We start from the raw sequence: 12,198 nt of genomic DNA, 5'->3' as shown, positions 1-12,198 counted from the left end.
AAGTTCTCTTTCTATGGGCAATAAAATTGCGCTAAATGCCAACATAGCAAATGCGCTATAAAAATGAATACAGGGGTATTATGCGGCTACTTTATTTAAGTAAGCAATAATATCGTTTGATTCGTATAACCAAGTAACTTGATTATTTTCTTCTATACGTAAGCACGGTACTTTTATTTTTCCGCCTTGTTCTAGTAGCTCTTGACGATACTGCTCATTATTTTTAGCGTCACATGTGTCTACCTTTAAACCTTCACGCTTAATAGCGCGACGTACTTTTACACAAAATGGACAGGCTTTGAATTGATACAATTTAAATTGTGCGGTGCGCTCATCTAATTGAGCTTGCTCTGGCGCGGGACGTTTTTTACTACGTGGCGTAAAAACAAAATCAAAAAACAAGATTAAACTACCTAAGACTAACCGAACTAACTTCATTTACTTCGCCCTTGTAACCAACAATTTAGGGCGCGATTTTAACACACATAATTACCAAGTCACTTGGAAATAAGTAATTCTATTTGATGTAAATATAGGAATATTTACCTATTCGCGTATATTTAAATTGCACTTGATGTATTGATTATATTAAAAAACGTACAAGCATTAGCGCTGAAGTAAAGCATATCACCCACATTTAACTTTATTTAACTTTGTGTGGGGATTAATAAATGTGGAAACAGTGTCACGGTTAAAGTGATTATTGACATAAACCGCAAAACGTTTTTTTCAAACCTTTATAAGCGAAGACATAAGTGCATTATCTAGCTCAAGTTAACCACCTTGCAGTGTTATTTAAACTATCCACACATACCCGTAAGGGTTAACCATATTTCAAGCTGCCCTAAAACTTACATAAAATTAGGGTCAGCTTTTTCAATTTGTTAAAAATAAATAAATGTTCTAAAAAAGTACCAGATCATCACGATGAATAACTTCATTACCGCAATCAAAATCAAGTAAAGCGGCTATTTCATTTGAATGTCGGCCTTTTATTTTATCTATTTCAAGTTTATTAAAACGCACTAAACCTCTCGCTACTAGCTGCTGCTCACTGGTAACTAAATCAATTAAAGCACCTCGTTCAAACTGGCCATTTGCACCTCGAACGCCTTTGGCCAATAAACTCGCACCTTGTTGTTGCAAAGCACTGACAGCTCCGTCGTCTATCACTATTTGACCGTTACTTTTAGGACCTGCTAATAGCCATTTTTTACGCCCATCTCGCGGCGCTACTAATTTTAGAAAACGTGTACCGGGCAGCTGTTCACTCATGCAATTGAGAATAACGTTTTGACCTGCGCCTCTTGCTATAATGACCTCTACACCGGCTCGCCGTGCAATATCAGCAGCTTGTAGTTTGGTCGCCATACCGCCAGTGCCTAAGCTTGAGCCACTTCCCCCTGCAAGCTGGCGTAATTCATCATCAATATGACGCACTTCATCAATTAATTGGGCATTCGCATCGGTGCGTGGATCACCGGTAAACAAGCCTTCTTGATCAGTCAATAATAAGAGTTTGTCAGCATTGGCTAAAATAGCCACCAGCGCTGATAGGTTATCGTTGTCACCCACTTTTATTTCCGTCGTGGCAACGGCATCATTTTCATTAATAATTGGCACTACGTCATAACGTAACAGCGCAGTTAATGTATCACGGGCATTTAGGTAGCGTTCTCGATCATCTACATCCGCACGAGTTAGCAACATTTGCCCTACATTCACACCATATAAAGCAAACAAGCTTTGCCAAATATGAATAAGCTGACCTTGACCAATCGCCGCTAGCATTTGTTTATCAATAACTCCTCGCCCACATGGAGCAATCAATTGCTCTCGTCCCGCAGCCACAGCACCGCTTGACACTAATACCACCTGATGGCCTTGTTTTTTTAACTCACAACATTGGCGAACAAGTTCTACCATGTGTGCTTTATCGAGTTTATCTGTACCGCCGGTGAGTACACTAGTTCCCAGCTTAACAACTATGACCTGCGCCCTTTGCATGCTTTTTACTACGAATGAAATAATGATGAATTAATTTATACCAGCTATCATTTTTTGAACAAGTTAAAAATATTCAATATCACTAGTCTTTCGTGATTAATTTTTCAGCAGTCTGTTTGGTATTTAGGCAAGGCAGCGCCTATGGTGTGTGGTTGCTCCCCACAAATGGGCGATAACGCAGTATAAATGCCAAACATGCGCTATTAACATGCTAGGATCCTGTTTTAATTTAAGAGCAAGCGAGTGTCATGCCAGCCAGTTTATGTTTAATTATCGCCACTTTTTTATGGGGAAGCTCGTTTATCGCGCTAAAGTACGCAATTGCTATCTATGACCCCGCCCTAGTGATTTTTTTACGTATGCTAACCACATTAATTATGTCTTTATGTTTGTGGCGGTATGTTATCCGTTTTGAATATCGCATCGGTGATTGGAAGTATTTAGTAGGTATGTCGCTGGCAGAGCCGTGCTTATACTTTTTGTTTGAAGGACATGCAATGGAGTATACGTCAGCATCACAAGCCGGCGTTATTGTCTCATGCCTGCCGATCATAGTGGCGTTTTTAGCCTGTTTCATGCTTAAAGAATACATCAGCAAAGCGATTATAATTGGTTTTACATTTTGTATTGGCGGCAGCATTTTACTGACTTTACTGTCACCCGAATCAGAACAAGCCCCCAACCCAATGCTTGGTAATTTTTTAGAGCTATTGGCGATGGTCTGCGCAGCGTTTTATACCGTCAGCGTTAAGCATTTGGTGGCACGCTACTCACCATTAACTCTTATTGCATTGCAAGGCGTGAGTGGCAGTTTATTTTTTGCGCCCTTTCTACTCTTTATTGATTTACCGAGTGAAAATCAACATGACCTGACTGCCTTATTGAGTATTTTATACTTAGGGTCATGCGTAACACTCGGCGGCTATGGTTTGTATAACTATGCGATTAGTAAAGTCTCTGTATTAACCGCTGCTGCATATTCAAATTTAATTCCTATTTTCACTTTGATTCTTTCAGCAATTATTCTCGGTGAAATACTCACCCTAGGACAATGGCTTAGTATTGCGGTGGTTTTTATTGGCGTAATGATAAGTCAACGCCATCAGGAGTTAGCCGTTACGATCACGCAAGATGATACCGCTAATCCTCCTGTCAGCAACCACAAACGCAATTCAGCCCCAACCGCTAATGAGTTCAACGAATAACAGATTAATAAGTAAGGCCGCTTTGTGCTAAAAAGTGTTATGCGGCCAACCACTGTAAAATACGACCTAATCTACCATTGTCTAAGAATTAATTTATAGGAACACCTAATTACCAACTAGGCAAAAGCGACAAAGCTGATAAATTCTTACTATTGAATACAAAAACCTTGATACAGCACAATATAATGAGAATTTACCACGCAGTTATTTGACCAAGGGGCTGTTCGCTCACTACAATGGCGCATCTTAAATTGTTATGCTGTCTAATGAAAAATCACTCGTCAAAAAAAGAACTTATTTTACTGCCAATTTTACTGGTCGTGATCATAATGTGTATTGCTGGGCACTTTTTGTTACAGGCGAGTTTTCAAGATAGCAATATCATAGAGTATATGCTTGCCGCGTTACCATTTCTGATGTTTGGATTTGTTATTTTAGCGTTTAAAATTGCCAGCAACAGCGAAGACAAAGAGCGTGAAGAGCAAAGCGATAAAGACTAAATTACCTACTTTGCCCATTTTGTAACGAAATTACAGTATATGGTAACCAAACCAATCAGGTTTGATTGCTTGCGATTCGCCGCTAGGGGTTAGTTGAATATGTAATTGGCTATCAAGTAAATCAATAGCAAAGCAATCATCCACATCGTGTAAATCATCTTTATGAATATGACTTAGCCCTGCTAGTAAATCCGTTTTGGCGCGTTGCTTAGCCTGCTCAGCGTCAGTGGCTACATACAGCGCAAAATCATGCTGTTCAGCAAGGCTATCAGCCCGGTAGGCACCTAAATTAACAAAATACAGTTGCTGTGCTTGCTTTACGGGATGATCAACAACTTTAACCTCAAAGCCATCAATGTGTTTTATAGCCATAAAACTATCCATATGCACGCTGTTTTTGTCACCCACCCATTGGCTTTTTAGCTTTGTATAAGTGTGTTCAATTGACTCACCCACAACAAAACGCACATCGTGCATTTCAATATGACAACCCTGAATTCGCCCACCTAAGTACACCATAAATAACTGCATTTTCACCCCTAAACCTCAATGTTAGATAATGTTATCAACATCAATGTTGTGTTTTTTTATTAATTTATAAAAATCTGATCGGTTACGCTTTGCAAGCTTTGCGCCCTCTGCCACATTACCACCCGCCATTTTTAAAGTATTGATCACGTAATCGCGCTCAAACTCTTTTTTAGCATCATTAAGCGATAGTGGTTCAATATTACTTTCATTACTATTGAGCGCACTTTCAACTAATTGAACTGATATTACCTCACCGGGAGTCAGTGCAACAACTTGCTCAACCACGTTTTGTAATTGGCGAATATTGCCAGGCCAGTCATGGCGCACTAAGGCATGCATGGCATCGTTTGTAAAACGCTTTTCTTTTTGGTTCATTCGCTTTGCAATTGAGGCACTAAAATATTGAGCAAGTAAACTAACATCTTCTCGGCGCTCGCGTAACGGGGGCAACTTAAGATTCACAACGTTTAAGCGGTAGTACAAATCCTCGCGAAACTGTTGATTGGCAATGGCATCGGGTAGGTTTTTATGTGTTGCAGAGACAATACGTACATCAATTGGTATTTCTTCTTGAAAGCCCACGGGGCGAATCGTTTTTTCTTGTAATACACGTAGCAGCTTAACTTGTAAGTTTAATGGCATGTCGCCAATTTCATCTAAAAATAATGTGCCACCTTGCGCCTGCTGAAACAGTCCCTGATGATCTTTAACAGCTCCCGTAAAAGCCCCTTTTTTGTGACCAAATAATTCAGACTCAAGCAATTCACCAGGCACAGCACCACAGTTAATTGCTACAAATGGGCCTTCACTTGCGTGGCTATATTGATGAATGGCGTTGGCAAGTAACTCTTTACCTGTTCCACTGGCACCGGAAATCAGCACATTTACATGGGTGGGGCCTAGTAATTTAACTTGCTCAAGCAAATGTAGCATCGCACCACTACGAGTCACTATATTGCTGCTTTTAGAGTTTTCGTCTGCACCTAAACCATGAATTTCAATAGCTTTTGCTAAGCTATCAAATAACTCATCCTTATCGACTGGTTTTGTAAGAAAAGCAAAAATCCCTTGTTTAGTTGCTTCCACTGCATCGGGTATCGAGCCGTGAGCTGTCATCATTATTACTGGCAATGCGGGATAACGACTTTGCAATTGGCGGTGAAGTGCCATGCCATCCATTTCGTCCATTCTTAAATCGGTGACAACAGCATCAAACACGTTGTTTTTTAATAATTGTAACGCTGCCATGCCACTTTCACAGGTCGTTACTTGGTAGCCTTTGGATTCAATACGAATAGCTAATAACTTTAATAAGCTTGTATCATCATCAACCAATAATATGCGCGCACCTTGGTTTTGCTCTGTTGACATAATTAGTGCTCCTTTGTCTCTTCGCGTAGTAATAGTTGTTGCTCAATGGTTGCCAGTGATGACATGGTTTTTTGCATTTTATCATTCAGTGCTTGTTGTGCTTTTTGAGCACTGATCTGTTGCTTAATTTGTTGTTTTTGCAGCCAAAGGTACTGTTTAATATCATCAGGCCAGTAAAAAGCCTGATCCAACTGCAGTAACTTAGCTAAAACTTTAGTGGGCTCCAACGAATTATTCTTACAGCTAAAATCAAAGTAACGCTCAATTGCAGCCGCACCAATATAAACAGCCTTAGTATCTGTGGCCTTAAAACCACCACACGCTTTTGCATGCCAGCCAATTACAACCTCAGCAGGCGGATACATGGGCTCACTTTTTGGTCGCGGCTTAGGGTTGGGTTCTACAACTTTAATCGCTTGCTCGTTGTCATTAACTGATGGTTTAATCAACTCGCATCCTGCAAGCCCTAAGACTGTAATATAAACCATTAAAATGGTTTTAAAGCGCACGCCCATGCTACTTAACTCCCTGCTTTTCATTAATTGGTATGTGGATCACAAAACGACAACCGTGTGGCTCATTGCTTTCAAGTTCTAATCTGCCCATTAACTGCTCAACGGACTCTTTCACTATGGTAAGTCCCAAACCACTGCCTTGTGCACTAATATCTTTAGCGTGCTTACCTTGATAAAAAGCGCTAAATATATGTGTTTTATCTTGGTCTTTAATGCCACAGCCGGTGTCGCTCACAACCATTGTTAAGTTACTTTGTGACAACCCAAGAGTAATATTAACAACACTGCCTGTAGGTGAGAACTTCAAGCCATTTGAAATGAGTTGAATCAACATCATTTCAATGAGTTCAGCAGCCACTGCTATGGGCTGCTCAGGTAAACTCGATTGCCAACTAATCGTTTGATTTCGCGCTAATAAACGATGCTCAAAATGACTGTTTATTTTATTAATGAGATGCTTAAAGTCAATCTCATTAATACTTTCTTTGCTTGTTCTGATTGCATTGTAGCTAAGCAAGCTGTCAATCATTGCTCGCAAACGCACTGTGCTTTGGGTAATTAGTTCAAGCACCGCTTGTTGCTCTGTATTCATAGGACCAACAATTTCATCCGCCAATAAATCAGTGCCCTCAACCATAGATGCCAGCGGTGTTTTTAACTCATGAGTAACGTGACGTAAAAAAGTATCTTTTTGTTGCTCTAAAATATGTAGCTGTTCTTGCACCCATTGCAACTTGTTTCCCAGCTCAACTAGTTCAGCTGAGCCTTGTACAGATATTTGTTGTTGCCAATGTCCTTGCCCTAGCTTATCAATTACTGACGTTAGCCCTTTTAACCTTCCGCTAATACGCCATAAAAAACCACCGCCAACTAATAGCGTCAAAGGAATTAACGCTATTAGCCAGTTAATAAAAGAGTTTTGTAATGCTTTTAGTTCTAATTGGTTTTTTGTAATTTGTAATTCATTTTGATCTTTTAGCCATAAGGCTTGGCTGGTAATTAATTCACTCATTGGAATAAATAACTGGGCATCTTGTCGTTGCTGAATAACTAACTGCTCATGTGCCAGCTGCAATGCCTGCGACAATTGCTGCCACTGATTAATATATTCAGATGCGGGACTTATAAACATAAGCTCATCGATATTGCCCAAAGATGATTGCCATTTATCTATTATCAACTTATCTAACGAGTCACTTTTTAACACCCAATTTTGCCGCGTTGCACGCTCAAGACTGTTAAGCTCTTGCTTTAGGTTATTAAACGATTTAGTAACTTGGTAGTTATCACTTACGATTTGCTGAGTTACAGCCAGTTGTTTATTTAAAGCGTTTAAAAATACAATCACAACTAATGACAATGGTAGTAAAGATAGCAATGTACTAAATAAAAATTGTCCGATTAAGTTAGGTCGCCAAGCAAGTATTGCAGAGTACTTTTTACCAAACGGCACCAGCATAGCTATTCCCTTCATTTAAATGCTTTATTATCTGATCTGCTACTTATACACGAGCTGAATCAATAAAAATAATGAATGAGGTAAATCAATTCTTCTCACTTAGCTTCTTGACGCAAAATTGAGACAAGCTAATGGCATGTTTTTAATAGTATTTATTATTCTCCCTCGCGCTATGTTGCAAAAAAGACACAGTTCTGGGTAATTATTTCAGTTTCACACCAATGAAAAACCTTAAACCACTGATAATAAACAGTAAAAATAGTTGGCATCGTTTTTGTATTACTACTTGTAATTATGAAGTTTGGATTCAGATTATAAGGACATCACATGAAACAATTAACTGTATTGTGCGTATGCATAAGTACCTTACTCAGTAGCGCCGCTTTTGCAATGGATGCGAAAATTACGTTTTCTGAATTAGACAAAGACGGTAATGGCAGCTTAAGTTCAGCCGAAGCATCTGAGGATGCCTTATTACATGGAAGCTTTGAGCAAATTGATAAAGACCAAGATGGTCAAATTTCCCTTGCTGAATTTAAACTATTTCTCCAATAACTTTAACGAGGAAAACTGATATGAAACAACTTATCGCCGCATTTTCACTGCTTTTTTTAATGATAAGCGCCACCGTTTTAGCAGCGCAACTGAATGTTAAATTTGCAAAATTAGATATTGACTCTGACGGGCAAATATCACTGCTTGAAGCGAAAAAAAACATGGCGCTGTTTAAACAATTTAGTGATCTTGATGATAATCAAGACGAACACTTATCTGAGCAAGAATTCTCTAAATTTAAAATTTAAAAAGACGTTAAAGTATTTGCCATAATCCCGGAGGGAGTGTGTAAACGGATTTATTGTTGGGATTTAAATTATGGCAAATACTTTACTCTTTCTTCTTTTAAAGGATATTAAAAATGAAAAGTGTAACATTGATATGCTCGGTGTTATTAATAAGCAGCTTTGGCGTTGCTGCACTTGATGTAAAGCAGCGTTTTAATCACCTAGATTACAACAAAGATGGTTATTTAACCCAAGACGAATTAGAGCCTCAGCCACAATTACTTAGTAACTACCAACGCTGGGATAAAGATCAGGATAATAGGATTTCACTTGTGGAATTTAAAGATTTTTTAACTAACAATCTCTATTAGTGAGTGCCTATGAAGTACAAGACACAATTAGGGTTAATAGCCCTACTGACCATTAGTTGTGGCAGTTTTGCAACAACTGATAAAATCAAAGATATCTTCAACAATTTAGACCGAAATAAAGATGGTCTGCTTACGCGATCGGAATCAGCCAAAGATCCCGCTCTTTGGTCACGTTTTAAAAGTTATGATACCGATAAAGATAATAAGTTATCGCTAAGCGAATTTACCCTATATGCTAGTAAATAAAGGATCAAATTCTGCTCCTTTTTTCTTATCCAAATTGCATTCTGTGTTTTGAAAATAACTTGCGGCGATGAGATTCTCTGTTAATGTTGAATAAACACAATAATAAGAACAATCTATGAAACGCTTACTGCCTTTATTTTTAACACTTACCTTTCCCAGCCTCGCATCAACCACTGTGATATACAACGCCAATGGTTACACTCCTACTTATAAAGGTGAATTAAAGCAGTTTTCAACGTTAGTAATAAAAGATGGCAAAGTAGTTAAAATTGGAGACGATGAACTCAAAAATAATTTCCCTGGCTCACAAAGTATTGATGCAAAAAAGCAAACCTTACTACCTGGACTCATTGATGCACACGGCCATGTCATAGGTTTAGGCAATAATTTAACGCAATTAGATTTACGAGGTAGTCAATCAATAGTTCAAGTACAAACCACGCTTGCTGAATTTGCAAAAAGCAATAAAGAAAGTTGGATCATTGGCCGAGGTTGGGATCAAGAATTATGGCCCGATAAGCAATTTCCCACCGCTGGCGACTTAGATAAAATAATTAAAGATACCCCAGTTGTACTATCTCGGGTTGATGGGCATGCCATTTGGGCTAACAGTAAGGCGATTGAACTTGCTAATATCACGATTAAAACCCCCACTCCCGATGGAGGTGAGATAATTCGCGATCATAGTGCTCAACCAAGCGGTATTTTTATTGATAAAGCACAAAGCTTGATCACTTCACATATTCCTGCCCCATCAGATCACAGTGTTAATTTGGCTTTAGATCAAGCAGGCCAACATTTATTAAGTTTAGGGATCACCTCAACCCATGATGCAGGGATTGATAAGCAAACATGGCTAATTTATAAAAGCAGAGCTGCTGCTGGCACTTTGCCTCTGCGAATTGTTGCTATGCTCAGCGCAGCAGATCCTGACTTTAAAACGATGCTCAAAGCTGGCCGCTACAAAGATCTAAATGATTTTATGTCAATTCGTAGTGTTAAAATATACGCAGATGGCGCTTTAGGTAGCCGCGGTGCTGCTTTATTAGCTGATTACGCTGATCGAACTGACCATCAAGGGTTAATGCTCGAAACTCAACAGCGATTAGAAGAACTACTAACATTAAGCTTTCGTAGTGGCTTTAGTGCCAATACACATGCAATTGGTGATAAGGCAAACCGGATAGTATTAGATGCATATCAAAATGTATTTAAAAAAACGGGGGGGATTTTACTGCGTAACCGCATAGAGCATGCTCAAATTGTTGCCCCAGAGGATATTGCTCGATTTAAAACATTAAAAATAATTCCGTCGATGCAACCTGTTCATGCTACCTCTGACATGCCTATGGCGCAGCAACGCCTATCTGAGCAGCAATTAATAGGCGCATACGCATGGCAAACGTTTTTAAAACAAGGATCTGTAGTTGCAGCTGGTTCTGATTATCCGGTCGAGCTTGCCAACCCTTTTGATGGCCTTTATTCAGCCATAACACGCCAAGATCACAATCAATTACCCGCACAAGGCTGGCGAGTAAACGAAGCGCTCAACAGAGAAGACGCGCTTCACGCGTTTACGCTTGGCGGTGCTTATGCTGCGCATCAAGAGTTTAAATTGGGAAGTTTAGAGCAAGGTAAATGGGCTGATTTTATTTTAATTGATAAAGATTACTTCACAGTGCCAGTGCAAGAAATTTTTACTATTAATGTCGAGCAAACGTGGATTGCCGGTAAGCTACGCTTTCAAAGAACACCGCTTCAAAAAGAAGAATAAAATCGATTAGTCTTTTACAGTAATACTGCTTTTTGGCTCGCGAGATAACTTAATGAGGTGATAAATATTTACAAATGCGAGTAAACCATTTGTTATAGCCACAGGCCATGCAGTAATAGCAACACCATAAAGTGTAAAAGCAATGCAACCGACTAGATTAAGCCACCGTAATTTGGTTACGTCACTCATCATCAAAGAGGCAACAAGTAAAGCGGAAGCTATATAGCCTAAATATTCCCAACTCATTTGTTCTCTCCACTCGTTTAGGTTAGCATTGCAGGCTGTGTGGTTTTTATAGTGGCCACACATTGCCACAACAGTATAAAAAAGCTAACTTACATAAAACCAAAAGTTGCTCTAGGGCATACTTTTAATAATCATTACACGGGATATCAGGTTTCAACTCAATTAACCGTAGTTAACTCAGCTAGTAAGTTAGCGTAAATTCTTAGAATCTTAATGCTAACGTCATTAAGGTGTAATAAATAGGACAATTGTCCGAAGAGCACAATCGATGTTTCAATATCATTTTTCTAGTTATTTGGTCGACCAGTTACTCACCTTTGCAGGTAGTCGCTACCAGCAGTCTAAAAAAGAAGTGCTGATCCACCAAGATCAACCACTTACTAAATTAGTGTTAGTAAGAAGCGGCACAATTTCGTTTAGTTACGATGTTGGTAATGGTCGTCGCCTGCTGTTAGGGCAGCTCGATTGCAATAATACTTTGATAGGTGAAATAGAAGCACTGAATAACAATCCCTGCATTTATACTGTTACCTGTTTTAGTGACGTTAGTTATAACTTAATTGAACTAAAACATTGGCGCGCATTACTATTAGATAAACCTGAGTTAAGTTTATATACAGCGCAGACCATTGCGGCTAAATTCCAAGAAAATCAAAAAATTAATCTAGATAAGCTGCTATTACCACTGGGCTACAACATAGCGAAAGATTGTTTATTACGTGCCAAAAACAACAACCCTACCCTACTACGCGCTTACCCCACTGTAAATGCTGAAGCTGAGCGGTTTGCCACTACAGAGCGCGCTTATCGCAGAGTTGTTTCAGAGTTAGTAGAAAAAGGGTTAGTGGAACGCTCTAGCGATGGTCTAAAAGCGGTGGATTTAGAAAAGTTAAGCGACTACGTAGATAGCTTTTCACAATTGTAGTAACACGGGGATAAAAAATATAGCTAAGATGAACTTATGAGTACCAAACGTTCATTTTAGCGTCATATCTATTAATGTAGAATACGACCAAACAATATTGCCTGCTAAGGCGAAAGCAATTTGTACCTATACTGATTATTTATCTTGTAGAATGTAAAATAGTCATCATGAAATAGATGCTTTTCATTTACAAATGCACAGCTCTGCCTTAGCATGTACACCAATTAAAGGATCGACGCAAAATATCAATTATAAGAAAAAAGATT

15 protein-coding genes are annotated in these 12,198 nt (G+C 39.0%); 8 read left to right on the top strand and 7 right to left on the bottom strand.

Going from position 1 to position 12,198, the window contains the following annotated elements; genetic code table 11:
- Nucleotides 1–78 precede the first annotated feature (78 nt).
- Both ACJJVX_RS08465 and proB read right to left on the bottom strand, forming a co-directional pair.
- Nucleotides 79–438: a glutaredoxin family protein gene (locus tag ACJJVX_RS08465; RefSeq protein ID WP_405631041.1), complete on the bottom strand. Its 360-nt coding sequence runs from the start codon at nt 436–438 to the stop codon at nt 79–81.
- A 465-nt stretch (nt 439–903) separates the two neighbouring features.
- A complete protein-coding gene (proB, locus tag ACJJVX_RS08460; RefSeq protein ID WP_054204228.1) occupies nt 904–2,007 on the bottom strand; it encodes a glutamate 5-kinase in 1,104 nt (367 codons plus the stop codon).
- Nucleotides 2,008–2,255: 248 nt separating this feature from the next.
- Between proB and ACJJVX_RS08455 the strand changes: the two genes are divergently transcribed.
- Both ACJJVX_RS08455 and ACJJVX_RS08450 read left to right on the top strand, forming a co-directional pair.
- Entirely contained in the window at nt 2,256–3,212 is a 957-nt protein-coding gene (locus ACJJVX_RS08455) for a DMT family transporter (RefSeq protein WP_405631037.1), read from the top strand.
- A gap of 266 nt (nt 3,213–3,478) precedes the next feature.
- Nucleotides 3,479–3,712: a hypothetical protein gene (locus ACJJVX_RS08450; protein WP_054454874.1), complete on the top strand. Its 234-nt coding sequence runs from the start codon at nt 3,479–3,481 to the stop codon at nt 3,710–3,712.
- Between the two features lie 30 nt (nt 3,713–3,742).
- On the opposite strand, the gene ACJJVX_RS08445 is transcribed toward ACJJVX_RS08450, so the two are convergent.
- The 4 genes from ACJJVX_RS08445 to ACJJVX_RS08430 are packed head-to-tail and all read right to left on the bottom strand — an operon-like array spanning nt 3,743 to nt 7,588.
- The gene (locus ACJJVX_RS08445; protein ID WP_054204231.1) at nt 3,743–4,243 is read right to left on the bottom strand and encodes a DUF1543 domain-containing protein; all 501 of its coding nucleotides are present in this window, start codon (nt 4,241–4,243) and stop codon (nt 3,743–3,745) included.
- A gap of 21 nt (nt 4,244–4,264) precedes the next feature.
- Nucleotides 4,265–5,614 (bottom strand): sigma 54-interacting transcriptional regulator, encoded by a 1,350-nt coding sequence (locus tag ACJJVX_RS08440; RefSeq protein ID WP_054204232.1) that lies wholly within the window; start codon nt 5,612–5,614, stop codon nt 4,265–4,267.
- Nucleotides 5,615–5,616: 2 nt separating this feature from the next.
- Nucleotides 5,617–6,129 (bottom strand): hypothetical protein, encoded by a 513-nt coding sequence (locus ACJJVX_RS08435; RefSeq protein ID WP_405631033.1) that lies wholly within the window; start codon nt 6,127–6,129, stop codon nt 5,617–5,619.
- 1 nt (nt 6,130) lies between these two features.
- Entirely contained in the window at nt 6,131–7,588 is a 1,458-nt protein-coding gene (locus ACJJVX_RS08430) for a sensor histidine kinase KdpD (protein ID WP_054204234.1), read from the bottom strand.
- A gap of 327 nt (nt 7,589–7,915) precedes the next feature.
- On the opposite strand from ACJJVX_RS08430, the gene ACJJVX_RS08425 reads away from it, so the two are divergent.
- The 5 genes from ACJJVX_RS08425 (at nt 7,916) to ACJJVX_RS08405 (ending at nt 10,761) form a co-directional block, all read left to right on the top strand.
- Entirely contained in the window at nt 7,916–8,143 is a 228-nt protein-coding gene (locus ACJJVX_RS08425; protein WP_054204235.1) for a cag pathogenicity island protein Cag25, read from the top strand.
- Nucleotides 8,144–8,163: 20 nt separating this feature from the next.
- Complete coding sequence (locus tag ACJJVX_RS08420) at nt 8,164–8,391, top strand: hypothetical protein (protein WP_054204236.1); 228 nt, start codon at nt 8,164–8,166, stop codon at nt 8,389–8,391.
- Between the two features lie 113 nt (nt 8,392–8,504).
- The gene (locus ACJJVX_RS08415) at nt 8,505–8,741 is read left to right on the top strand and encodes a calcium dependent protein (RefSeq protein ID WP_064435250.1); all 237 of its coding nucleotides are present in this window, start codon (nt 8,505–8,507) and stop codon (nt 8,739–8,741) included.
- Between the two features lie 9 nt (nt 8,742–8,750).
- Complete coding sequence (locus ACJJVX_RS08410; protein ID WP_054454883.1) at nt 8,751–8,987, top strand: calcium-binding protein; 237 nt, start codon at nt 8,751–8,753, stop codon at nt 8,985–8,987.
- Between the two features lie 115 nt (nt 8,988–9,102).
- Nucleotides 9,103–10,761 carry an amidohydrolase gene (locus ACJJVX_RS08405; RefSeq protein ID WP_405631029.1) on the top strand — a complete coding sequence of 553 codons (1,659 nt, stop codon included), beginning with the start codon at nt 9,103–9,105 and terminating at the stop codon, nt 10,759–10,761.
- 6 nt (nt 10,762–10,767) lie between these two features.
- Here the strand turns inward: ACJJVX_RS08405 and ACJJVX_RS08400 are convergent, their stop codons facing one another.
- A complete protein-coding gene (locus ACJJVX_RS08400; RefSeq protein WP_054204240.1) occupies nt 10,768–11,007 on the bottom strand; it encodes a YgjV family protein in 240 nt (79 codons plus the stop codon).
- Nucleotides 11,008–11,275: 268 nt separating this feature from the next.
- Here ACJJVX_RS08400 and ACJJVX_RS08395 point away from each other — a divergent pair, with 268 nt between their 5' ends.
- On the top strand, nt 11,276–11,932 hold the full coding sequence (locus ACJJVX_RS08395) for a Crp/Fnr family transcriptional regulator (protein ID WP_054204241.1): 657 nt from the start codon (nt 11,276–11,278) through the stop codon (nt 11,930–11,932).
- The last annotated feature ends 266 nt before the right edge of the window (nt 11,933–12,198 follow it).

The organism is Pseudoalteromonas sp. Ld20 (genome assembly GCF_045064175.1).
Lineage (GTDB): Bacteria > Pseudomonadota > Gammaproteobacteria > Enterobacterales > Alteromonadaceae > Pseudoalteromonas > Pseudoalteromonas neustonica.
This window is presented reverse-complemented; position numbering and strand designations above follow the sequence as displayed.